14 protein-coding genes and 4 pseudogenes are annotated in these 23,521 nt (G+C 57.4%); 13 read left to right on the forward strand and 5 right to left on the reverse strand.

The window, feature by feature from the left end; genetic code table 11:
* Nucleotides 1-43: 43 nt before the first annotated feature.
* Nucleotides 44-469: a GNAT family N-acetyltransferase gene (locus ACVWW1_RS40210; RefSeq protein ID WP_456659712.1), complete on the reverse strand. Its 426-nt coding sequence runs from the start codon at nt 467-469 to the stop codon at nt 44-46.
* Nucleotides 470-1,426: 957 nt separating this feature from the next.
* Nucleotides 1,427-1,636 (reverse strand): hypothetical protein, encoded by a 210-nt coding sequence (locus ACVWW1_RS40215; protein WP_456659713.1) that lies wholly within the window; start codon nt 1,634-1,636, stop codon nt 1,427-1,429.
* A gap of 716 nt (nt 1,637-2,352) precedes the next feature.
* Here ACVWW1_RS40215 and ACVWW1_RS40220 point away from each other — a divergent pair.
* The 7 genes from ACVWW1_RS40220 (at nt 2,353) to ACVWW1_RS40250 (ending at nt 10,595) form a co-directional block, all read left to right on the forward strand.
* Entirely contained in the window at nt 2,353-3,024 is a 672-nt protein-coding gene (locus ACVWW1_RS40220) for an iron-containing redox enzyme family protein (RefSeq protein WP_456659714.1), read from the forward strand.
* 15 nt (nt 3,025-3,039) lie between these two features.
* Complete coding sequence (locus ACVWW1_RS40225; protein ID WP_456659715.1) at nt 3,040-3,996, forward strand: 2-hydroxyacid dehydrogenase; 957 nt, start codon at nt 3,040-3,042, stop codon at nt 3,994-3,996.
* 5 nt (nt 3,997-4,001) lie between these two features.
* A complete protein-coding gene (locus ACVWW1_RS40230) occupies nt 4,002-4,604 on the forward strand; it encodes a hypothetical protein (RefSeq protein WP_456659716.1) in 603 nt (200 codons plus the stop codon).
* 135 nt (nt 4,605-4,739) lie between these two features.
* Nucleotides 4,740-7,307 carry an SUMF1/EgtB/PvdO family nonheme iron enzyme gene (locus tag ACVWW1_RS40235; RefSeq protein WP_456659717.1) on the forward strand — a complete coding sequence of 856 codons (2,568 nt, stop codon included), beginning with the start codon at nt 4,740-4,742 and terminating at the stop codon, nt 7,305-7,307.
* Between the two features lies 1 nt (nt 7,308).
* On the forward strand, nt 7,309-8,028 hold the full coding sequence (locus ACVWW1_RS40240; RefSeq protein ID WP_456659718.1) for a class II aldolase/adducin family protein: 720 nt from the start codon (nt 7,309-7,311) through the stop codon (nt 8,026-8,028).
* Nucleotides 8,025-9,032 carry an FAD-dependent oxidoreductase gene (locus ACVWW1_RS40245; protein WP_456659719.1) on the forward strand — a complete coding sequence of 336 codons (1,008 nt, stop codon included), beginning with the start codon at nt 8,025-8,027 and terminating at the stop codon, nt 9,030-9,032. Before ACVWW1_RS40240 ends, ACVWW1_RS40245 begins: the two co-directional genes overlap by 4 nt.
* Nucleotides 9,033-9,758: 726 nt before the next feature.
* Nucleotides 9,759-10,595 carry a Crp/Fnr family transcriptional regulator gene (locus tag ACVWW1_RS40250; RefSeq protein ID WP_456659720.1) on the forward strand — a complete coding sequence of 279 codons (837 nt, stop codon included), beginning with the start codon at nt 9,759-9,761 and terminating at the stop codon, nt 10,593-10,595.
* Nucleotides 10,596-10,784: 189 nt separating this feature from the next.
* Here the strand turns inward: ACVWW1_RS40250 and ACVWW1_RS40255 are convergent.
* Nucleotides 10,785-12,460, reverse strand: a pseudogene (locus tag ACVWW1_RS40255) (MFS transporter); the annotation flags it as partial.
* 612 nt (nt 12,461-13,072) lie between these two features.
* Entirely contained in the window at nt 13,073-13,549 is a 477-nt protein-coding gene (locus ACVWW1_RS40260) for an Lrp/AsnC family transcriptional regulator (RefSeq protein WP_456659721.1), read from the reverse strand.
* A gap of 156 nt (nt 13,550-13,705) precedes the next feature.
* Between ACVWW1_RS40260 and ACVWW1_RS40265 the strand changes: the two genes are divergently transcribed.
* The 6 genes and pseudogenes from ACVWW1_RS40265 to purU all read left to right on the forward strand — a co-directional run bounded on the left by ACVWW1_RS40265 (nt 13,706) and on the right by purU (nt 22,461).
* Complete coding sequence (locus ACVWW1_RS40265; RefSeq protein ID WP_456659722.1) at nt 13,706-15,220, forward strand: NAD-dependent succinate-semialdehyde dehydrogenase; 1,515 nt, start codon at nt 13,706-13,708, stop codon at nt 15,218-15,220.
* A 10-nt stretch (nt 15,221-15,230) separates the two neighbouring features.
* Nucleotides 15,231-16,631: an aminotransferase gene (locus tag ACVWW1_RS40270; RefSeq protein ID WP_456659723.1), complete on the forward strand. Its 1,401-nt coding sequence runs from the start codon at nt 15,231-15,233 to the stop codon at nt 16,629-16,631.
* A gap of 454 nt (nt 16,632-17,085) precedes the next feature.
* Nucleotides 17,086-18,022: pseudogene (gene folD / locus ACVWW1_RS40275) on the forward strand (bifunctional methylenetetrahydrofolate dehydrogenase/methenyltetrahydrofolate cyclohydrolase FolD).
* A gap of 281 nt (nt 18,023-18,303) precedes the next feature.
* A pseudogene (locus ACVWW1_RS40280) lies at nt 18,304-18,505 on the forward strand (Hsp70 family protein); the annotation flags it as partial.
* 525 nt (nt 18,506-19,030) lie between these two features.
* Nucleotides 19,031-21,542 (forward strand): annotated as a pseudogene (locus tag ACVWW1_RS40285) (GcvT family protein).
* Between the two features lie 70 nt (nt 21,543-21,612).
* Nucleotides 21,613-22,461, forward strand: a complete 849-nt coding sequence (gene purU, locus ACVWW1_RS40290; RefSeq protein ID WP_456659724.1) for a formyltetrahydrofolate deformylase — start codon at nt 21,613-21,615, stop codon at nt 22,459-22,461.
* A 450-nt stretch (nt 22,462-22,911) separates the two neighbouring features.
* Here purU and ACVWW1_RS40295 read toward each other — a convergent pair whose 3' ends face one another.
* Nucleotides 22,912-23,388, reverse strand: coding sequence for an Lrp/AsnC family transcriptional regulator (locus tag ACVWW1_RS40295; RefSeq protein WP_456659725.1), 477 nt, complete (start codon nt 23,386-23,388; stop codon nt 22,912-22,914).
* Nucleotides 23,389-23,521: the final 133 nt, after the last annotated feature.

Below are 23,521 nucleotides of genomic sequence, written 5' to 3' on the forward strand. Positions count from 1 at the left end.
GCAGGGATGAATACATACCTCAACAAGAGCCCTGTGAAGAGGGCTATGAGCAGGCTTCCAGGTTCTTGGTCATAAAAACGCGGAATGCTCCGGGTGGGTCGCAAGGCGTTCGGCCGAAGGCCTTCCATCCGTTCCGAGCGTAGAAATCAGGAAAATTGACGGTGTAAAGGAAGGCCGATCGGCAGCCGCGCTGTCGGCCCTCTTCTTCAAATTTCTTCAAGATCGCGTTTCCCAGGCCCTTTCCGCGCAATTGCCTTGGCAAAAAGAACGAGTCCAGGAACAGCAGTCCTACTGATGAAAGCCCCATCGCACCGCCCAGAACGCGCTGGGTTTGGGGATCCTGTAATACCACAGCAATGGGTCGGCTGTTGCCGACACCGGTGATGACACCGGTAAAATCCTCATTACCTCCCTCGATCGCTTGTACGATGGAAGAGGCGATTACATCTGTTACGACGATGTCCGGCATTTCTCTTCCCTTACGTACAGACTGTTGCAACTGCGTAGCGCCAACCTCGACCTCAGATGGGGCTGCAATCCGAGATAAACGGCAAGCCGATTGATTTGAACTGGCCGGCGACGCACGCGAACCATGCATAAGGCTGTTGGCAGTACGGCGTTGTAAATGTCTCCTTCTTGGTCCGTCGGCCAATCTGTTGCTCAAATGCCCACAGCGACAGCATTGCGTTAGGGCAATGCGGATGTCCGTCTTGATGCATCGCGCTACCCGCGTCTTAGACGGCCTCTAGCCAAGGGCATGGACGTCACCTTCAGCGAAGTCAAATATGGGTCCATGCTTGAGGTTTGCTCAAGAGCGCTGGCCAGCAGAGTAGACATTGGGCCTGCTTCTTCATCTCCCAATCGTCTTATGAATCCGAATAATTGGACGCATGGCTCAGATTATATGGCGGGTTGCGCTTCGAAAACTACCAGCATCGATAGTCCATGTTTCATGTTTGTTGTCCCAGCATGGCCGCCGGTTGGGCGCGCCGGCCCGCACCCGGCCTGACCTAGACATCAGCGCTGCTCGATCGATTCGTTCTCGGCTGAAGGCTTGTGCTCATGGCGGTTGGCGCGGATGTGCCCATGGAGAAGCTCGCGCAAGGCGGTGGTCGAAGTGACGGAGCTGCTTCATCAGTAGGTGAGCAGGCCGAGACGCAGGCTCAGCAGGTCCAGGCCGATCGCAACGCGCAGCTGCATCAGTGCCGCTTGGCTGCCCATCTGCGGGCCATTTTGATTTCAGAGCAGGGAAAGCGTCGTGGGCCCCGCGCGGGCGCTCCCGCTGTCGCCCATCAGCCTGGTCCGCGTGACCACGTCTTAAGCCTTGGTCTTCGCTACCACCAGCAGCGGTCAGGCTTGGTCGTCCAGAGATGATCCTGTCCTGTCCTGCCTTGCCGAGCCTCGTTGGTGGAACGTAAGCGTTCCGCTAAAGCCCGGAGCGGTCCTCTGGATCCGGGGCGCCTGAGACATCCGCGGCGTGCTCCAATCGCTCGATCCTCGCGCGAGCCGCCGCACGTTCGCGCTGCAGTTCGTCAACGCGTTCCCAAAGATCGATAAGCAGAGGACCCAGGTCCAGGCCCGTTCCTCTCTTCACATCTTCGCGCAGATCGTTCGCCGTCTTCCAATCGGCTTTCATGTCAGTTTCTCCAGGCCTGTTTTTAGCTCTTCATCGAACCATCGTACGGCAGCCTCCTGGACGGCCGCTACCGTCGGGCGCCCATCACCGGCCGAAAATCGAGATAGGGAAAATGGCCGCTCTGTCCAGCCAGCTCGCGAGGTTTTCCATGTCGATGTTGTCGGCCTTCATCCTGCGCAGAGGCGGAAAAATCGGTGAATTTCTGCGCTGTTTGATCGTTTGCCTGGCAACTTCTCGTCGCTATTCCGACTACAAGAGATCGCCCAAGTAGGTAGCGAATTGCAGATGAGGCTCGATCTCGTGACTCAAATCAAAATGTGCCGCGCAGCGTCATGGATGGAACCGTCTGCAAGATGTTCAGGTTGGGCTTGACGGATTTTTGAAGCCGCTATCGGGAAGGGGTGTATTGGCAGGATAGGCGGGCATTTATCGTAAGGACCGCGCAGCGGTCAGCAGGATTGCGTTAGTGACATTGCAAATGAAGAGAACCGTGCGCCCCAAGCTCAGAACCTATCGAAAAGGGGGCGGGCTTGTGGCCCTTGAGGTGGTTGGAGTGCTGGCGAAGACCCTGGGATCGCGGGCGGATCCGCTCTTTTGATCCTGTGATGACCCCGTGACGAGCAGCCTCCTGCCAAGAATGCCGAGGGAGACATGAATAGCGATGCTTTGCCAAAGACCACCTTTCCAGTGGACAAGTATTTCCAGCCGATTGTCCATTGGCCATTGCTCCGTTCGTCGCCGAGGCAGAAGCGATCGAGCGGCGTGCTAGAATCGAGGCCCATCCTTTCTTCGAGTATGCAAAGGGCCATCCGGATGCTCTGGCCTTGTGGGCAAGCCAGGAGGCTGTTGTTACCAATCCGTTTTCGCAAGTTCTGCTTAGAGTGATTGCCGGGATTCCGAATGTTCACGTTCGCTCACTCCTGATGCCGGTCGTCCATGGCGAACACAGCCCAGTCCGTGCCGGGATCGCAGATCATTCTCACCCGTGGCTTGTTTGGAATTTGTGTAGGTCAGTTGGGCTCTCAAGCGCAGCGGTCAAGGTCACGGACGCGGTGGCGTCTTTCATCGAGGCTTTGGAGCAAACTGAGGCCGATCCAATGCGGGCGCTCGGAGCTCTTGGTGTCGGAAACGAGCAAATGCTTCTGGCCGAGTACCGAGCGGTAGAGGCTTGCTTTGATGCCGCTTTGCCGTCGGCAGACTACAGAAGCTTCCTTCACGCGAACATTGGAGAAGACGAAACGCATTCCCGCCTTATCGCAGAGGCGGCGACCGCGCTTGAAAAGCTAGGGTATGACGCGCGGGAATATCTTGCCGGCGCGGCGCACGGCGTTAGCGCCAGGGTGCGCTACTATGATGAGCTGCTGCGCGCGGCACAGCAGGGCATTTAACAAAGGGAAATTACCATGTCAGACAAGATCTTGATAACTGGCACGAGCGTCCGCAAAGAATTGCTGGAGCCGCTGAGTCAAGCGGGATTTGTGATAGAAAACCCCACTCATCTGCTATCCGAGGATGAGCTCGCGGCAGCCCTGGCCGACAAGGCCGGCTACCTCCTAGGCGGAGATGAGTTTGCAACAGCAAAGGCACTTCAAGGCGCAAAGAAGCTCAAGGTAATCGCCTTCCTTGGAATGGGGTATCAATCGTTTATCGACGCCGATGCTGCTGCGAGGTATGGGGTCGCAGTCACCAACACGCCGGGCACTTTGAGCAACGCTGTTGCTGAATTTACGATCGGTCTGCTTTTAAACTCGACTCGCCGCATCCATCAGTACGCGCTCGCCTATTCTGAGGGGAAGTCCGGCAAGGAAGAAAAGCAAAGAGATCTGGCGAACTTACATGTCGGTATCGTTGGTCTCGGCGGTATAGGCACCCGCGTTGCTGAGATCCTAAGGTGGGGCATTAATTGTCCTGTCTCCTACTTCTCGAGAACGCGAAAGCCAACCGAGGAGGCGCGCCTTGGGTTGACTTACCGGCCTCTTGACGAGCTTTCGGAGAGTGTCGACGTCCTGATTGTCATGACGCCAGGCAATACCGAAACGCGCGGTTTGATCGGGCGGAGGCAGTTTGACAGGTTCAAGCCCGGGCTCATTCTGATCAACAGCGCGCGCGCCGAGATCGTTGACCCAACAGCTTTGTTGGATGCCCTCTCGTCAAGAAAGCTCGGCTATGCAGCCTTCGATGGGTTTTACGAGCCGGCCGAGGTCGCCAATGCTGCCGAGTTGCACATACCGGCGCGGCTGATGATAACCGGCCATATTGCTTCGCTTACGAGCGATGCGCGGGATGCGATGGCCAATCGGGCGGTGGCATCAATCATCAACATGATTAAATTCGGCAAGGACGCCTACAGAGTCAGGTGACAGCAATGCACCGGCCCAAACCGCGCCGCAGCACGAATGACCAAATGGTGTTCGCGCTACTTTGGGTAGCGGTTCTGCTGCTGCTTTTCTGCTCCTTGATGCTCGGTACTCTCAATTATTGGGGGATCCAGCTCGGGGTAATTGATTATCAAAAATTCGGCTCCTGGGGGCAAGTTGTATCCGGTAGCGCGACGTTTCTGGGCGTAATGACCGCATTGGCGTCACTCCTATGGCAGTCTGGGAAGAACCGGAAAGAACAAGAGCAGAAATCGATTGATGAGCAGACCGCGGTTTATTTTTGGCTTACGTCGCAGGTCTTGAAGGAAGAAGTCACGGATGTAGTGATCGGCCGGCTGTGGGATCTCGAAATACAGAACCTGACAAAATCGCCAATCTACGTTTGGCGGGTCGAAGCGGAAGGCCGGCTACTGGTGGATACGCAAAGGCCAATTTTGCCAAGCCAAAACACATTCAATGTGCCGCTATTGGACGATCGGGACCCGAGCCTCGTTCCAGAACCCGTTATGTACTTTATGTCCCGGGAAGGTGGTTATTGGAAACGTAGCGCGACGGGAGTGCTGACTGCCCTCAGTGAATTTCCATATTAGAAATCGTAAGGACATTGCGAGGAACAGATGGATGTCCCGAGAAGGGAACGAACTCCTGAAGAGAAAGTCACCAGAGTAACGCCATCATCGTCGAATCCTATTCGAAGATCACTTGCCGACGGCGAAGCGCGGTATTTGGCTGCAGCGATCGCGAAGCTGGATAGTCTTGAGTACGGAGATCCAGGCGAATTCGTGTTCGACCGGTCTGGTCAAGCTCCGGTACGGCGTTGCAACCTCGGCGAGCTATGGGTGCCGCCGACGCTTCGGACGGCGGATGAACGAAGCGTTGAGCGGGATATAAATGCACTTTGGGCAACCCCTGAGCAATGTGCGGTCGTGATTGGACATCCGGGATATGGCAAATCGACCCTTGCTCGATATCTTACCATCAGTTTTGCGCAGGAATTTCTTGCAAACAAGCTTGACCGCTTTGCGTTTTACGTGCCGCTAGCGAATTTGAAGCTAAAAAACAGGACCAATCAGCGGGCGATTGTAGAGTGCGCACTGCGAGCCGTTGATCTGGTTCTGGACGAAGGGGCGATACTCGAGCTGGAAAAATCTCTAAAAACCGCCACGCTGATCTTCGACGGCCTGGATGAGCTTCCAACGACGCATGGGACCGATGACCTGATTCCCACCCGGATTGAGGCTGCAGCCTTGATCCGAAGCGTCAACATCCCAAACAACGAAAGCTTTCGCACGGGCCACCTCAGCACAATTGTCACGAGCCGCGTGGTCGACTGGTACGAGGACGATCGAACCAAGATAAGGCCAGCGGCCTTGTTTGAGATCTCGAATTTCTCGCCAGAACAGGCAAGGGAGGCCGTGTTTCGCTGGCACGATGCTGCGATTAAACTTCGCGCAGAAGAAGGCCTTGACATAGCGGATTTAGAGAAGCGCAAGCAGGACATTGCCAGCGCGATATCGACGAACTCGGACCTCGGTGCCGTTTGCTTGACGCCATTGATGCTCAATATTCTGCAAACGGTCTATTCGGACGAAACCCGGGATATCCCATCGTCCGTCAGTCAATTGTGCTTGAGAGCGGTTGACCGGCTGTTTATCAAAAAGCACTTGTTCGGTGACCAGAGACGGCTCGTCACCGATCATGGCAACTGGATTCTGGATGCGCTTGCGGAAGCTGCCTTCACTGCGCAAGAAAGGCTCGTAGAGGGCGGGACAAAGATCTTGACCGACGAGGACCTTCGGCTCGTCTCAAAAAACACATGCCGGCTGGCGGAAGCGACGTCTTTCGAAACCCGGGAAAACCTTATCACGAGCATTGCGGCTCATATTCGGCGCGGACACGGAATATTCTCGTCGCTGCGGCGAAATCAATACGATTTCGCGCACAATGTCTTTCGCGAGGTGCTGGCCGGACATGCGTTGGCGAAGCGGCCGGTCACGGAACGGCGCGGCTACGCATTGGTCGAGAAGTGGCATCCGCCGATACGGTATTGGGCCGGATTGCGGGCCGCAAGCGAAGAAGGAAAAAACGAAATAAACGCCTTCGTCGGTGAGTTGAGAGGAGGGCCTGGAAGCCGCACGATCGAAGCGGTCCTGGCCCGAGCCGAAATGCTCAGCGAAGTCGTATCTGTCACGCATGGTCAGAACTTGATGCGCGACCTCAAACAGAGAATCCTGGCGAGCCAATCCGACCTGCTCAAGTGGTTGAGCAAGCGTTCATTGCCCTTCTCCAGGAGGCTGCGGGTCGGCGACCTTCTGGGCACGTTGGGTGACCCGAGGCTCGATGCCGAGTTCAGCGACAGGCTATTCTGGGTAGACGCCGGACCGAAGCAAATTGGACGATCGACTGATCACATTACGAGAATAACGAAATATTCGAGCGTTCCCGCATCACCACCGATTAGGGGCGAGCTGGGCCGCTTTGCGTTATCGGCGTTTTTGGTGACCAACGCGGAATACAAGGAATTCCTGGATGACGGGGGCTACCAGCAGCGAGAGCACTGGCAGAGTGCTGAGGGATGGGCGTGGGCATGTGGCGATCGTGACGTGCGCGATACAGTGCTGAACCGCGCTCGGGCAGTCGCACCGACACACTTGACCAGTGAGGTGCTGGGACTTCGGCTAATTGCCGAAGACTTCCCGAACCAATGCGAACGAATGATCAAAAGATCTGCCCCGATGTACTGGTCGGCCCCTTCACACAACAGGCCCAATCAGCCTGTTGTCGGGGTGAACTGGTGGGAGGCGCTGGCCTATGCAAGCTGGATCGATACCCGGCTTCGCAAGGAGGGAAAGCTAGACAAAGGCCACGAGGTGCGGCTGCCGATAGAAGCCGAGTGGGAGAGTGTGGCCCGGCAGTTGAGCGGAGAGAACCCCTATCCATGGACGGAGGGGCCTCCTTGCGAAAACGCACATTTACGGGAAGCAGAAACGACCGAGGAGGCGAGAGCCCTTCGGCCGTGCGCCGTAGGGCTATTTCCGTTCAATTCGGCCCGTCTTCATGATATCGTCGGCAACGTCTGGGAATGGACGCTTTCCAAAGCAAAGCCGTACAGTGAGGAAACGTTCTTGCAAGAAGCAGATGTCTCCGGCCTGGATGATAGAGTCGCGCGCGGTTCCTCGTGGCTATCGTCCGAGATCGAGGCCGCAGAAATAACATTCAGAAGCTTTGATCCCCCATACAATGCCTATGAAGATCTTGGAATAAGGCTCTGCGTCGCGGAGCGGGGGAAGTAATATGCCCGTTGTCAACGCGAAGATGACGGATGCATGGCGGATACTTGGAGAGCTGAATTACGTCGACACAATATTCAATCACATTTCAACCGCATGGCTCGACGATGACGGACGTATCTTTGTTTCCATGAATCCCGATGGTGTACTTGCTGTTGAAATAAGACCATCGGACTGGATCACGTTTTCTCTCGATGAGGCGGACAAGCTTACTCCGGAAGCGCTCGGCGTGAATGTTGACGGATATGAGCTTCACCGGCTGATCCACAAGATCCGAGCGCGACCAGGTAGTGCAATACATACGCATTCCGAAAATGCGTTGGCTGTCGGCACTACCGCCGCAGGGCTTCTTCCAATTTCGCAGATAGCCGTCGAGTTCATTCCCGAGACGATCTGCATCGAGTATCGAGGATTGTTCCGTGAAGCAGAGAGTGATCCTGCGCTCATGCGGCTGTTCGAGGCGGGAGGAGTGGGGCTGCTGCGCAACCATGGGCTTCTCGTCGTGGCCCCAAACATCGAGGAAGCGGTCTATCTGCAACATTATGTAGAAGTTGCATGTCGAGTTCAGATTTTGGCGCTATCGCATGGCGGATCCCCATTGTTTCCTCCGGAGCACGTCGTGGCGCAGACGGCCAAGGAATTGCGCAAGGACCGGGCCGCCGCGGCAGAAAAATTGTTCAAGGCCTTTCAGCGTGTGCTCCTAGACAGGAGGGACCCTCGATGACGAAGCCGGTTTGCGTCGTCGGAGCTGGTGTCATCGGTCTTACGACGGCAATCGTGCTGGCAAGCCGGCATGACGTCCAGATAATCGCCGACAAGTTCGGGGCTGATACCGATTCGGTCAAGGCAACTGCCGTGTGGCATGTGTACCTCGTTCCAGAGACCGCTGAAGTGCTTGAATGGTCTTCGATCACGTTGCAAAAGTTGCTTGATATATCCCGTCTTTCTCCTGAAGCCGGCGTCGAAATTATTCGTGGGGTCGAACTCTTCAGAACCCAGCCGAGACATGTTCCGAGTTGGTCCCATATTCCGCCGGAGTTCGCATTTCTAACGGATGACGAGCTGCGTAAATTCAATGAGCCGGAAAGTGAGCTCTGTGGGTCCAATAGCTCACTTTCACATGCCCCTGTAAATTGGGGGTATCGATTGAAAGCGCCCGCTGCGAAAATGTCCTCTTATCTGAACTGGCTGGTCGAGCAGGCCGAGAAGAGGAACGTGCAGTTCAGGCGACAGCACGTCGACCGCTTGGCTGATCTCAGCTGTCAACACGATATCATCGTAAATTGCACCGGGCTGGGGGCCTCGACCCTCATCAACGACGAAACTTTTGAACCATATAAGGGGCAATATTTTGTGGTGGCATCCAGTGACGGCTCACCCACGGAATATATTGGAGACGATGATCATCCAGATGGAATGGCTTACGTGATACCCCGAGCCGGTGAAGTGATGATTGGTGGTAGCGCGGAGGCTGGGCTGAATGACCTCGTCGAAACGATCAAGTGGTCAGACGTAGTGGCCCGCGCCGGTCTCTATGTCCCCTGGGTTCGGGACAGCAGGCCCCGACAGCTCGTCGTCGGGGTGCGGCCAGTGCGGCCGTCTGGCGTCAGGCTTGAGCGGGAGGTCTTAGAGACCGGTACATGCGTAGTTCATAACTACGGGCATGGCGGATCCGGATTTAGTCTCTCTTGGGGATGCGCAAACGCTGTATCCGCCCTCATCGGATGACCCTATCGTATGTTGGACGAAGCCAAGGATGATACTTCCGATGCGTAGACCACGACGATCGCTCCGCTCTCGACGCTCGTGAAGCTGTCGGTGCGGCCGGTCGCTATCCAAGCGCGCACGTCCGACGCAAAGGGGATCATCGCTGCCGTCCCTCAGCCAAAGCCGTGACGGCAGTCTTAAGGGCTGCTACGTCGACCGCCCGGTGATCTGCATCAGATGCAAGCCGCAGCTCGATCTTGATTGCGCCCTGCTGGTAGGCCCACTGGACCAGGCGTTACCGCCGAGGTGCGGACCATCCTTTCTTGTAGGTGTCCCATTTGTCGCCCGGTGACATCCTTCGGGGCGGGGAGAAACGACCGTCGCAATCGGAGCAGCAACGAGCGCGAAAGCTCGCATCGCCGCGCCACAATTTGGCGAGCTGTAAGCGCTCCAGGATGCTCCCGAGCTTCCCATTCTCGGGACCAGGTCGGCACCGGCCCGCTTCCGCCACGTCGGCCGCTCGATCGGACACTATGCTCATCGCTGTCCATAGAGACAGCTCTCCGCGCGTTCGCTTCAGTCGGCAAGGCAGCTATCGTCGCTCGAATGCGTTGGAATCCGCCGAAAAGGACGGTTCAAAGCGGGATTTGGGCGTCGACACGAGGCTCATTGCACCAATCAAGATTGGAGAGTCGGTAGAGTGAGCCGGTCGGCTAGAAATCAAGGTGCCAGGAGACAGACCACACTATGACCGACCGCGTGCCTGCTGTCTTGGAAGAGCTTGGCGGCTCCGCAAATGCTGTCCTGAACCGGGTGTCGGGCACACAGCAAATGCTTCGCGGGCCTGGTACGGTATGTCGTAGTTCGCGGTCCTTTGTCAAAAACGCGATACTGGCAAAATGTTCTCCTCAAGACTTGGCGGCGATAGGGCAGTTCCTTGAGCCGATCGTCCTGAAAGAACGGACGGTGCTGCTGGAGCCGAAACGGCCTCTTGATCACGTCTATTTTGTCGAGTCGGGGCTCGTCTCTCTCAGGATTGTCGCGACGGGTAGCATCCTTGAGGTGGCGGTAATAGGATATCGCGGAGCGATTGGCGCTTCGCTCTTGGTGGGCAGACAAATTTCGACGCATCAAGCTGTTGTGCTCTTTCCCGGAAGCGCGCACAGGATCCGTGTCGAGGATTTGCGTCGGGTGATGAACGATCGTCCTGAAATCCGGGAACATCTTTCGCGGTACGATCAAGCGCTCGCCCTGCATTGCGCTCAGACAGGGTTATGCGGGGTTCGGCACGGCCGCGAAAAGCGGCTCGCGAGCTGGCTCTGTCTGGCTAGTGACGCCGTGGACGCTCATGTGCTTCCAGTTACCCATGACTATCTTTCGTCGGTCTTGGGATTGCGCCGGGCCGGGGTCACTGAGACCCTAAGCCAATTCGAAGAACAGAGGTTGATTCGCAAGAGGCGCGGCGTCTTGCAGATTGATGAACGCAAGTGCCTCGAGCAAAGAACGTGTGGCTGTTACAAGCTTGTTTCAGACGCTTATGCTTCGTCCGAGTCCGTGATTTCAGCGGAAGGGGCGGTTGACTAGAAAATCGCTGCAGGCGTTTTACTTTAGCTCTTCTGTTCAGTTTGGACTTCGGCGTGATCTTCGGCTGTTGGGAAAGGCAAGAGTTGGTTGCGCTTCAAGCTTCAAGCGATCGCCAAGGCGCGTGCCGCTTGCGCAAGTTTTCGCTTCCTTCAGAGCGTCAGATGACTTGGTTCTAAGCGGACGGCTTCTACTTCTTTCCACCGCGCTGGCAATCACCGGCGACCAAGTGTTTCACAGCTCGATCCGGAGTATCTTCCTTCCAGCGAACCGATCCGAACGGGCGCTCAAGCATGCGTCGGACGCGCACGGGCTCAGGACCGATGTGGAAAGCCGTGGCCTGCCGATCCAGCGCGCGCTCCGACTGAGTCGAACGGTTGCGCTGGCGCAAATAATCGAGCCACGTCGGGCAGTGATAGCGCTCCATCCAAAGTTCGGGATCGGCAATATCGCGAGCAAGCGACCAGCCATAGGCGCCATTGCGTTGCCGAAAACAGCTGGACCCCCTGCATCACGTTGTGGAAGGCGCGCGCATTCTCCTGCGAGACGCGATATTCAATCTCCAGCACAAGCGGCCCACTGCGTCCGGTCAGCGCCAGCCGCACCTTGGGATCTTCGAGTATCCCGGCCTCTTCGCCCCCCTCGCTAATGCGCGGCATTGGCAGCCAAAACCCGAGGATCGGGGAGGCGAACATCAAGACTGCCGAGACAAGGAGCGCCGTGTCGACCCCAGCGCCATCGGCCAGATGACCCCAACTCCAGCTGCCGATGGCAATCCCGCCTGAGCTCACCGCCTGATAGGCTGCGAGCGATCGTCCCGCCACCCAGCGCGGGGCTGACAGCTGCACGCCGATGCTAAAAAGTACCCACGCCATCATCCACACCGCCCCCGCCAAGACCAGGGCGGCCGCCGTCAGAATCGGCTCACGGCTCAGTGCCACCGCGGCAATCGCCCCGCCCATGGATAGAGCGCAGGCGCGGATCGCCGCCTCCCCGCTCATGCGCTTGCGGACGTAGGTGATTGTGAGCGCGCCCATCACCGCGCCTAGACCAAAGGCGCTGAGCATGATGCCGTAGGTCTGTGCGCCGCCATGCAGGAGGTCGCGGGCCACCAGCGGCATCAGAGCAATGATCGCGCCGCCGATCACGCTGATCACCATGGAGCGCGTCAGCACGATCTTGATCGATGGCGAGTTGATGATGTAGCGCACCCCAGAAACGATGGCGCGGTTGAGCTTTTCAGGCGGCAGACGCGCGGGTTCGGCGATGCGATTCCACAAGAAGAACGCGAACATAAGCGGCAGATAGAGTAGCGCGTTAAGCGCGAACGCGGTCACTGCGCCGGCCGCTGCGACGACGATGCCGCCGACCGCGGGGCCCACGCTGCGCGCGATATTGTAGCTGATGCTGTTCAGTGCGACGGCGGCAGGCAGTGCCTCGGAGGGCACCTGCTCACTCACTGAGGATTGCCAAGCGGGTCCCATCAGCGCCATGCCGCTGCCGACGACAAAGCAGAGTGCCAACAAAAGATTCGGCGTAGTGAGGCCCAGCCATTCAAGCACCGCCAGCGCGGTTGCACCGCAAAGTTCAATCGAGAGCGCAACGAGCCCCACGATGCGGCGGTCATGCATGTCGGAAATGGCGCCAGCCGGCATCGAGATCAGCATTACGGGCAGCATGAGCGCTGTCTGCACCAGCGCAACCTGGTCCGCGGAAGACGTCATCTGCATCATGGCCCAGGCTGCGCCGACACCCTGTATCAAGATGCCGAGATTGGTGAGCAAGCTCGCAAGCCAGATGCGACGGAAGGTCGGATAGCGCAGCGGTACGGTGATGCCGGACCGCGAGGGCTTGGAAGGATGCGTCATCTCGGCTCCTGCCCTCCTATGGTCTGACCTTGGATCAAATCAATTATGACTTGACAAGTTCGACCACTCCAGAGTGGGTAAGCAATTTTTCGGGCTCGTCTGTTTTGCGTACACTGTTTTGGAGGAAACTATGAGGCAGCATCCCTGGTAACTTGCAATTGCCGCCTCGCGCGAAGTTTGTCCCTTGTCCTGTGAGACTTACACCAAGCACTCCTCGCGCTGCCTCAATTTTGGGTCACTAGCGCCATTGCCGGGTCGAACGCGATGATGCGGTATGTTGCTTGGGAAATTGATGCCGCTCGCGCAGCGGGAGCGTACGGCAAACTCCATCTCAGTCACCTAAGGCGAGGCCGCAAGCTCGCTCAACCGAACCTCCTAAATGAACCGCCGAGCCCTATTGTTGGGATGGTCTCATCAGAGGGGAATGGTCACGCAACTGAATGAGAGACGCGATCTTCATAGCATTAATCCAATCGTGATCAATCGAAACAATACGCTCCGCAACTCTGTAGCGCCAGAAAGTAGAGGCGCAACCGTGCCGGTTTTCTGTGTTGTGTGCGAACAGGCGATGAAAAAGAGCGCGAGCGCAAGTCGCCGGGTGAAACACCCGCATCAATCCTCGGATGGAGGTTCAATTGGAACGGCAAAGCCCGCCTTCACGCGGTCCATTATAACCATCGTCTTGACCCCCTTAATGTCTGAGTTCTCATAAAAGAATCGCCGCGTGAACTGCTCATAATCTTCCATGCTACGCGCGGTAATGTAGAGGACAAAGTCGGCGTCGCCGGTGACGTAAAATCCATTGACAACTTCAACAGACGATTTGATGGCCTTCTTGAACCTGTCAATGATATCCGAACGCTCCCTCTCTAGGCTTACTAGCACAAGCATTTGAATAGGCCTTCCGACTGCCTTCGCCGAAACGATCGAGACATCAGCCTCGATGATGCCCTCCGAACGGAGCCTCTTTAGCCGTCGTTGACACGCGGTAGCAGAAAGCCCCGCCAGTTCACCGATCGTCTCGGAAGTTAGGCGGTTATTTTTTTGCACGATCTCAAGGATACGCGCGTCTATTCGGTCGTATTGCATGGCTGGGCTCCGGCCTTCAGGTGTATTTCGTCGCAAAGTCACCGTGACTTGCAGGAAATCGTCTGAAGGACGGGAAACGCGACGCAAATATCTTTGCGACATCAGTATCCTGATTGTGCTGGCAATTTCAACAAATGACCGCACGGAAACCTTCGAATGGCCTACCAAAGTGTTCGACCCAAAAGTCCTCACTGGGCCGGTCTCGCTCGGAGGCATCTGCAAACCCTGCATCGTCGAGATTTCGTTGCAGGGGCCGCGTTCATCGACGGCGACTGGATTGCGAGCGAGGGAAAAGACGTTGTCATTGATCCGGCTACTGGCGAAGAGATCGCTGATGTTGCTCGTTGTAGTGCGGGGGACATGAATCTGGCGATCGGGGCAGCCGAGCGGGCCTTTGTGGCCTGGCGAGAATTGTTGCCGGCGGCGCGCGGTGCGATCCTTAGGTCATGGGCGTCATTGATGCTCAACCATTCGGAAGAACTCGCCATCCTGGTGACGAGCGAGCAGGGCAAGCCGCTCGCTGAGGCGCGTCATGAAATTGCGTATGCCGCCGGATTTCTCGAGTGGTTCGCTGCAGAGGCGGAACGCGCTTATGGAGAGACGATCCCCAGTCACAAGGCTGGAAGTCTGCTTCAGGTCCGAATGCAGCCAATTGGCGTCACGGCGGCCATTACTCCGTGGAACTTTCCTGTCGCCATGATTACGCGAAAGGCCGGAGCTGCTCTTGCAGCCGGTTGTCCGATTATCGTAAAGCCCGCTCCCGAGACGCCGCTCTCCGCTCTTGCCGTGGCTAGATTGGCCGAAGAGGCCGGGATGCCGCGCGGCGTCTTTCAAGTCGTCGTCGGCGATCCGATCGAGCTTTCGGCGCCTCTGCTGCGCGATTCAAGAATACGAGCTCTTTCATTTACTGGATCTACGGAAGTTGGTCGTCTGCTTCTTGAGGGGGCGGCCGGTACGATCAAGAAGGTTTCGCTAGAGCTGGGTGGGCATGCCCCCTTCCTCATCTTTGATGACGTCGATATTGAGAAGGCCGTCAAGGGAGCTGTGGCCGCAAAATTTGCTACGTCGGGTCAGGACTGCTTGGCCGCTAACCGCATCTATGTACAAGGAGGCATCTACAGTGCCTTCGTCGAAGCGTTCGCTGCGGCAATAGCTCGATTCAGCGTCGGTCACGGTCTGGAGCCTGCAACAGACATCGGGCCAATGACCAAGTTGTCGGTCGCCAACAAGTGCATGACTCAAATCGACGATGCGGTAAGAAAGGGGGCGCGAGTTCTTTCCACCAATCAAAGCGCCGGTCTGGGTCCGAACTTCGTTCCTCCGACACTGCTAAGTGATGTTACTGAGAGCATGCTCATTGCGCGTGAGGAAACGTTTGGGCCAGTAGCTGCCGTACTTCCCTTCGAGTCTGAAGAAGAGGTTGTTGCCCGAGCCAATGCGAACGAAATGGGGTTGGCTGGATACATCTACACGGACAGCCTACGTCGAGCGCTTAGACTTTCTGAGCAAATCGAGTGCGGCATGCTCGGTATCAATACAACTTCATTCACGGGTCCTCCGATTCCGTTCGGGGGCTGGAAGCAGTCTGGGCTCGGTCGCGAGGGCTCACGACACGGCTTGGCGGAATACATGGAGCTGAAATACGTCTGCTTCGGCGATCTGGCGACTTAGGAGAAACGGTATGATTGATATCAATACGATCGCTGAACGAGATCGCTCGAGTGTTCTGCATCCCTTTACTCAGCTCAAGGAATTCGCAACCGGCAAGATCGGGGACCCTACGATCGTTGTTGGGGGCAAGGGCATCCGAATCGAAGACGCGCAGGGGCGAAAGTACATCGACGCTTTCGCCGGCTTGTACTGCGTGAACATTGGATACGGCCGCACCGAAGTGGCTGAGGCCATCGCGCGGCAGGCTTATAAGTTGGCGTACTACCACACATATGCGGCGCACACGACCGAAGAGCTGGCGATACTTTCAGATCGTCTCGTACGGATGGCGCCGGGTAAGGCAAGTAAAGTCTTCTTCGGACTGTCCGGATCGGACGCAAACGAAACCCAAGCCAAGCTCGTTTGGTATTATAACAATCTACGCGGTCAGCCCAAGAAGAAGAAGATTATCTCGCGCCAGCGTGGCTATCATGGTTGCTCAGTGATTTCCGGTTCGATGACCGGCATGTCATTCTACCATGATCACATGGATCTTCCCTTTCCGGGCATTCTGCACACAGGCGCGCCGCACCACTATTGGGGCGCTGAGCCAGGCGAAACGGAGGAGGCCTTTTCTCGCCGGCGTGCGGCCGAATTGGAGCAGCTGATCGTCCGGGAGGGGCCTGAAACAATTGGTGCCTTCATCGCTGAGCCGGTGCTGGGCACAGGAGGTATCACACCGCCGCCTACGGGCTACTGGCGTGCAATTCAGGATGTGCTCAGACGGTACGACGTTCTTCTGATCGCCGACGAGGTGATTTGTGGATTCGGTCGAACCGGCGCCGATTTTGGCAGTACTCTGTACGGCATCGAGCCAGACCTGGTGACAGTTGCTAAAGGTCTGACATCCGGCTACGTGCCGCTGTCGGCGGCCATCGTTGGTGAGAGAGTTTACGCAGTCATGGAGGACGCAGCGGATCGAGTCGGTGCATTTTCGCATGGATATACTTATTCCGGCCACCCGATCGCAGCCGCTGCTGCTAACGCAGTTCTCGATATTGTTGAGAAGGAACGACTAAGCGACCGCGCGAGGATCGTCGGCTCGCACCTCAATAAGCGACTTAAGGAACGGTTTGCACAGCTTGAGATCGTCGGCGAAGTGAGGGGCGTTGGTTTACTTGGCGCGATCGAGTTCGTTGCCGATCGTCAGACGAAACGGCGGTTCGACCCAAAGCTGAAGGTAGGTGCCCGTATCTCGAAGGCTGCTCGTGACCGGGGACTTATTGTACGAGCAATGCCGCACGGCGATATTTTGGGTTTTGCCCCACCTCTTGTTGTGTCCGAAGGTGAGATCGATGAGATTGTTGATTTGGCGTATCGAGCGACGAAGCAGGTAATGGACGAGCTCGCAAAGGAATCGGCAATCGCTTGAACGTGGATTCTCGTTAGCCCCTGCGGTGGCACCAATGATGTTCCCTGCGCGGCGGCAGTTGGGCACCACAGGTCCATGCGTCGCGAGCCCACGCAGTCAACGCCGTGCTCGATATCGGGATGAAGTCGGTCCTGACAATCCGCTCATTGTCGAGAGAATAGCGGCGACGGCGCGATCTTCAGCGCGCAACTCAATGGGCAGTACGCCGAGCAGGGTATAGATCTCGTCGCGGTGGTGCTCACCGCTGTCGGCTCGATCTGCGAGCGCCGGCTGGCGCACCCGATCGGGCCTGCGATTAGCCGTGACGTTCTGCGCGATTGGAATGCCGAACGGAAGACCTGAACATCTGCGTCGCGAAACCTAATCGGTGCGTCGCGCCAAAGTGATCGTTTCAAGATGCAGATCGTTTCTCGTGCCTAGCTCGCGCAGGCCCAGAGGTGGATACGCCTGAATCATGAATGCTATCGAAATCGATGGAAAGGTCATCGCCGGGGCTCTTCGGGAGCGCGTCGCGCGCGATGTGGCGTTTCTCCAAGCCGAATGCAATGTCACTCCGGGCTTGGCTGTGGTGCTAATCGGCAAGGATCCGGCCAGTTCGGTCTACGTGAAGGCGAAAGCCAGACAGGCACGGGCCGTGGGTTTTAAGTCTGAACAGTTCTTGCTGCCCAGCAATGTCGGTGAACCCGAACTGCTGGGATTAATCGAAGACCTTAATGCCGACGATTCCATCGATGGTATCCTCGTTCAGCTTCCGCTGCCTGGGCATATCGACCGTTGGCGCGTGCTGGAGGCCATCAATCCAGCCAAAGATGTGGACGGCTTTCACCCCTACAACGTTGGAAGGTTAGCGGCGGGGCGACCGACTCTAACCCCTTGCACTCCGCTTGGGGTTATCCATCTCATTAAGACCGTCGTAAGCGACTTGATAGGGCTCGAAGTTGTCGTCATTGGGTCGCTCGACTATCGTCGGAAAGCCTCTGGCGATTCTGCTCGGCGATGCCGGATGTACCGTGACGGGCGCGCAGCTTCAGACCCGAAACCTGCCGGATCTCTGTCGAAAGGCCGACATTGTTGTCGCTGCCGCCGGCTGCGAGGGGCTGGTCCGTGGGGATTGGCTCAAGCGAGGCGCAATTGTCGTCGATGTGGGCATCAACCGTTCGATCGATTCGACTGGAACTGCCAAACTTGTCGGAGATGTAGCTTTTGCCGAAGCGAGCAAGCGCGCGAGCTACATAACTCCGGTGCCTGGCGGCGTCGGGCCCATGACTGTCGCTTACTTGCTCGCGAACACCGTTAAGGCGGCAGTCTCGCGCCGAGGCTTGTCGTTGGTCTGCAATCAAGAAGCTTGCCACATTTGGCCATCTTGCAAAAAGCAAGGTCGAACTGGTTGATGTGCGACGTCAAAGGGATCCGGGGGCGTTCCATTTAGTTGCTCTGCTCGTCGCACTTAACGGAAGCGAGGTCCTGTCGGGCGACGACGCTCTCGTCCCTGACCTTCCGGCGGCAAGCTCGTTCATGGACCATGCGGGCACAGGAGTCCGACGATCATCGATCGTCTGACTGGCACGCGGCGAACAGCGTAGGTCTTCATCCCCGGGCTTGGCGCCTCGAGTTTCACCTATGTACATGCCGACCTAGAGCCCAGGCCGATCGACCGGATCAGCGATCACATCGGCACCTTGCGCCGTGCCGCAAGGCGCCGAAAGATGCAGGCGTCACCGCCGCTGAAGTCGGCGAAGGGGTGCTAGTCGCATGACCTCCGTGTCGAAGTTCAGGAAGTGCTGAAGCAGCTGTTCGGTAAGGAGCCGCACAAGAGCATCAACCCGGACGAGGTCGTCGCCATCGGCGCTGCAATACAGGCCGGCGTGCTGCAGGCGACGCCAGCGCATGTCCGCCGCCGTTCGCGCATCGCTCGACGCAACAGACAGCGCAGTGTTAGGACGGAACCTCTCGCGACTTTGTCGCGCCAGTGCCGACATTGACTATAAAAAAGCTCCGCGTTTTCCCGATCGGGCGCAGGATTTCTGCTGTACGAGCCTTCATATTAGTCAAATTCAGATCTGCGGCCCGGTAGTATTTGCGCGGGAAGTGAACATTCCGAACTTGCGGAATCAAGGCGCGCCGGAGGGAGAGAGAATCATTGTGTAATGCCGCTCACCACACCCTCAACCGCGCATGGTTCAGCTGCGAGCGGCACGCGGCAATCGTACTAAACCGCTCGACGTCGCGCCCGACGGATCATGAAACGCCGGCGGAAATAGGATGCATATCGAGCATAGTGATGCGCGGCGCAGACAATGCCGAGTCGCCATTAATGCCTACCAAAACACGAACGATATCCATCCTCTGATCCTGAGCTGTGCCCAGACCGGCCTGCAGTCATATTTCTGAGTCGCGGAATGCAAAGCAAGCTGCCCTCCCATGTGGAACACGTCGTCGTTGGCGGAGTGGAATTATAGGTCTCTCCATTGCCTATCACCTCACGCGGCTCGGGCATCGCGACGTCCTGTTGCTCGAACGTGACCAGCTCACCAGCGGTACCACCTGGCATGCGGCGGGACTTGTCACCCAGCTTCGAGCCAGCGAGAACATGGCGAAGCTGGCTCAGTACACCGCAGGGTTGTTCAAGGAGCTCGAGAAGCTAACCGGTCAGCACACTGGCTTTCGTCAATGTGGGTCGATCACCGTCGCGGCGACGCCGGCGCGGCTCGAGGAACTGAAGCGAGGTGCCTCGATGGGACGCTCCTTTGGCCTCGAGGTGGAGATGGTCGACGCCGCCGAAGCCAAACGACGTGTGCCCTTGCTCGACGTGGCCGATGTAATTGGCGCGGCATGGATTCCCTCCGATGGCAAGACCAATCCGGTAGACACCGCGCGCGCGTTCGCGGCCGGCGCGCGGCAGGGCGGGGCGAAGATCGTGGAACGCACACCCGTAACGCGGATCATGGTTCGAAAAGGGGCGCGTCGTGGGGGTCGAGACCGCGGAAGGGATTGTGCGTGCAGCTAAAATCGTCATCTGTGCCGGTATGTGGACACGGACGCTGGCTGCCGATCTCAATTGGACGGTGCCGCTGCATGCCGCAGAGCATTTCTACGTCGTGACAGAGTCCATTGCGGGTTTGTTGCACGATACTCCCACGGTGCGTGACCTTGACGCGTGCTTCTATGCAAAAGAAGACACGGGTAAATTGCTGGTGGGTTTCTTCGAGCCCCACGGGAAGCCTTGGGGCATGGACGGGATTCCGCGTCAATTCAGTTTCGAGTCACTTCCTGACGACTTCGAACATATCGAGCCGCATCTCGCCAGTGCCATGCGGCGCATGCCGATGCTTGAAAACGTGGGACTGCAACTGAGTTTCAATGGCCCGGAAAGCTTCACGCCCGACAATCGGTTCCTGTTAGGGCCTGCACCCGATATCGCAGGCCTCTATGTCGCCTCGGGCTTCAATTCGTGTGGTATCGAGTCTTCTGGAGGCGCAGGCAAAGTCATGGCCGAGTGGATGTCAACGGGCATGCCCGCCAATGACTATTGGGAAATGGACGTCCGACGCGCGATGCCATTCCAGCGCAATCGTCGATATTTGCGCGATCGAACGGGCGAGGCAGTGGGGCTCCTTTACGCCTTGCACTGGCCTCACAAATCACCTGTCACTGCCCGCAACGTGCGCGTCTCGCCGCTGCACGATCGGCTGGCAGCTGCCGGCGCGAAGTTCGGCGAGGCCGCTGGGTGGGAGCGGGCGCAATGGTTTGGCGCCCCTGAGACGCCGGCGAACGCCTATGCCACATTTGCTCGCGACGACTGGTTCAAGGAGAGCGGTGCGGAGCACGAGGCGACCCGTTCCAGGGTCACGCTATTTGATCAAACCTCCTTCGCGCATCTGCTCGTGCAGGGCCGTGATGCGCTGTCCTTTCTTCAACACCTCTCCACTAACGACGTTGACGTTCCAGTGGGTCGCATCGTGTACACGCCGTGGCTCAATGAGCGAGGGGGCATGGAGTCCGATGTCACGATCGCACGAACGGGCGATGAGGAGTTCCTAGTGGTCACGGCGACTGTACAGCGGATCCGGGATCTCGCCTGGCTGCGAATGCATGCCAAGCGTGCGGGCCATGTGTTTGTCACTGACGTGTCGTCGGGCTACGCATGCCTGTCAGTCATGGGGCCGCGTTCGCGAGAGCTGCTCTTGCGCGTGAGCCCGGCGGATTTCTCTGACACTGCATTTCCCTTTGCGACGGCCCGAGAAATCGAGATTGGCTATGGCATGGCTCTCGCTTTCCGCATGACCTTTGTCGGAGAACTTGGATGGGAGCTACACATCCCGACCGATCAGGCTCTGGGTGTCTATGATGCGCTGATCGCCGCGGGACGCGATCTGGATCTGTGCCACGCCGGCTACGTAGCGCTGAACACGTTGCGTCTTGAGGCGGGTTACCGCGACTGGGGCGCGGGACGTAAGTGATGAAGATTCGCCGCTCGAAGCGGGACTGGGATTCACGATCGCCTGGAACAAGGGTGACGATTTCATCGGGCGGACGGTGCTCGAATCACAGCGCGGGAAAATTCCGCGCCGGCGCCTTGTGCAGCTAGCCGCGCCACGGGCAGTGCCGCTCATGTTCGGAACAGAGCCAGTCTGGCGCGATGGATCGCTCGTGGGCTACCTGCGCTCGGCCGGCTTCGGCCACACCCTGGGCTGTGGCGTCGGCATGGGGTATCTCCACTCCGAGAGTGGGGTAAGTGCCGAATGGCTGTCTCAAGGGACTTTTGAAATAGAGATCGCCGGCGAAAGACACGCTGCCATCACATCCCTTCGCGCCTTCTACGATACGAATCGCACTCGAGTGAAGGGCGAATGGCGCAACACAGAAGACCTCATCGCCCCGGAGCTGCTCAGAGCACGGTCTCAGGGATGACTGTTACCTCCTGCTTTCTGCGCAGTTTACAAGGCACCGCCGGGCGGTGACTGCTATGTGCGACCGTTCCATGATCCTTGCCTTGTCCTGCCCCGATCGTCCAGGGATCGTATCGGCGGTTTCGAGCCTTCTGTTCGACGCTGGCTGCAACATCCTCGATGCTCAGCAGTTTGAGGATACCGAGGCGGGTCACTTTTTCATGCGCGTTGTCTTCCATCGATTCGAGCAGGCGAAATCAGAGGCGGAAATCGCCGCCTCGATCGAGGAGCTCGCCAAGCGCCTCGCCATGACGTTCACGCTGCGCCAGAGTTTTGCAAAAAAACGTGTGATGCTGCTGGTGTCTAAACTCGACCATTGTCTGGCTGATTTGCTTTATCGTTGGCGCATCGGCGAATTGCCAATAGAGGTGACGGCGATCGTTTCCAATCACGGCCGCGAACATCTCGCCTCGACCGATCTGGCCGGGCTGCCGTTCTTCCATTTCCCCATCACCAGGCAGACCAAGATGGAGCAGGAGGCACGAATTTGGGAGCTCGTGCAGGAGACCAACACGGATCTCGTCGTCCTTGCGCGTTACATGCAGATTCTGTCCGACGGTTTCTCAGCCAAGTTGTCGGGGCGCTGCATTAACATTCACCACTCTTTTTTGCCAGGCTTCAAGGGAGCCAAGCCCTATCACCAGGCCCATGAGCGAGGCGTCAAGTTGATCGGTGCGACGGCGCATTACGTGACCTCCGACCTCGACGAGGGACCAATCATTGAGCAGGATGTCGAACGGATATCGCATCGCGATACGCCGGACGATCTCATCCGCAAGGGGCGCGACATAGAGCGGCGCGTGCTCGCCCGCGCCGTGCGCCATCACCTAGAGGATCGCGTGGTGCTCAATGGCAAGAAGACTGTCGTCTTCACCGGCTGACCGACAGGCTCTGGTTGATCCACTATTGTCAGTGGCGAACGGTGCTCCGAGAATGAGTCGACCGCTTCAAGCGCGCCGAAGGGCCCCCTACAACTGGCCTCTTATTGCGAGCGGCTTAATAAAGGGCTACGAGTGACTTCGAAGTGAAGCGGATATACGAGGACATCGCTAAAGGCGCTAATCGAATGTCCTGCTTGGCTTTGACGTGACGGGCGATCTTGCGTCCACACGGCCCCCTTCAACCCTGTCTACTTTACGCAGTTTGCGTCCCAAAGCGTGCTCGCGCAGCTAAATGAGGCGCTCGTGGCCATCTTCTTTCGAACACCAATCCGAAGAGAACTTTCCGCAGCTCAAATGTCGACAGAGCATAGAATAGAGAATATTACGCGTTATGTACGAGTGAGCAACGAATACACGCGACGCATGGTTGTGCGGGGTGAAACACCCGCATCAATCCTCTGGCGGAGTCTCAATTGGAACGGCAAAGCCCGTCTTCACGCGGTCCATTATGACCATCGTCTTGACCGCCTTAATGTCCGGGTTCTCATAGAAGAAACGCCGAGTGAACTGCTCATAGTCTTCCATGGTACGCGCAGTAATATAGAGGGCGAAGTCAGCGTCGCCGGTGACGTAAAATCCATTGACGACTTTAACCGACGATCTGATCGCCTTCTTGAACCTGTCGATGATATCCGAACGCTCCCTCTCCAAGGTTACTAGCACAAGCATTTGAATAGGGTTTCCGACCGCTTTCGGCGAAACGATCGACACATCGGCCTCTATGATGCCCTCCGAACGGAGTCTCTTCAGTCGTCGCTGACATGCGGTAGCAGAAAGTCCGGCCAGTTCCCCGATTACTTCGGAAGTTAGACGGTTGTTCTTTTGTACGATCTCAAGGATACGGGCATCTATTCGATCGTATTGCATAGTATCGGCTCCAAGTGAAATTCGCCCCACAATGCCTGCGTGGTGCAGGAAATCGTCCGAATGGCAGGAAACTGCGACGCAGATATCGTTGCGACACCAGTATCCTGAATGCACAGGGCAATTTCAATGGGCC

Source organism: Bradyrhizobium sp. JR3.5, assembly GCF_054057015.1.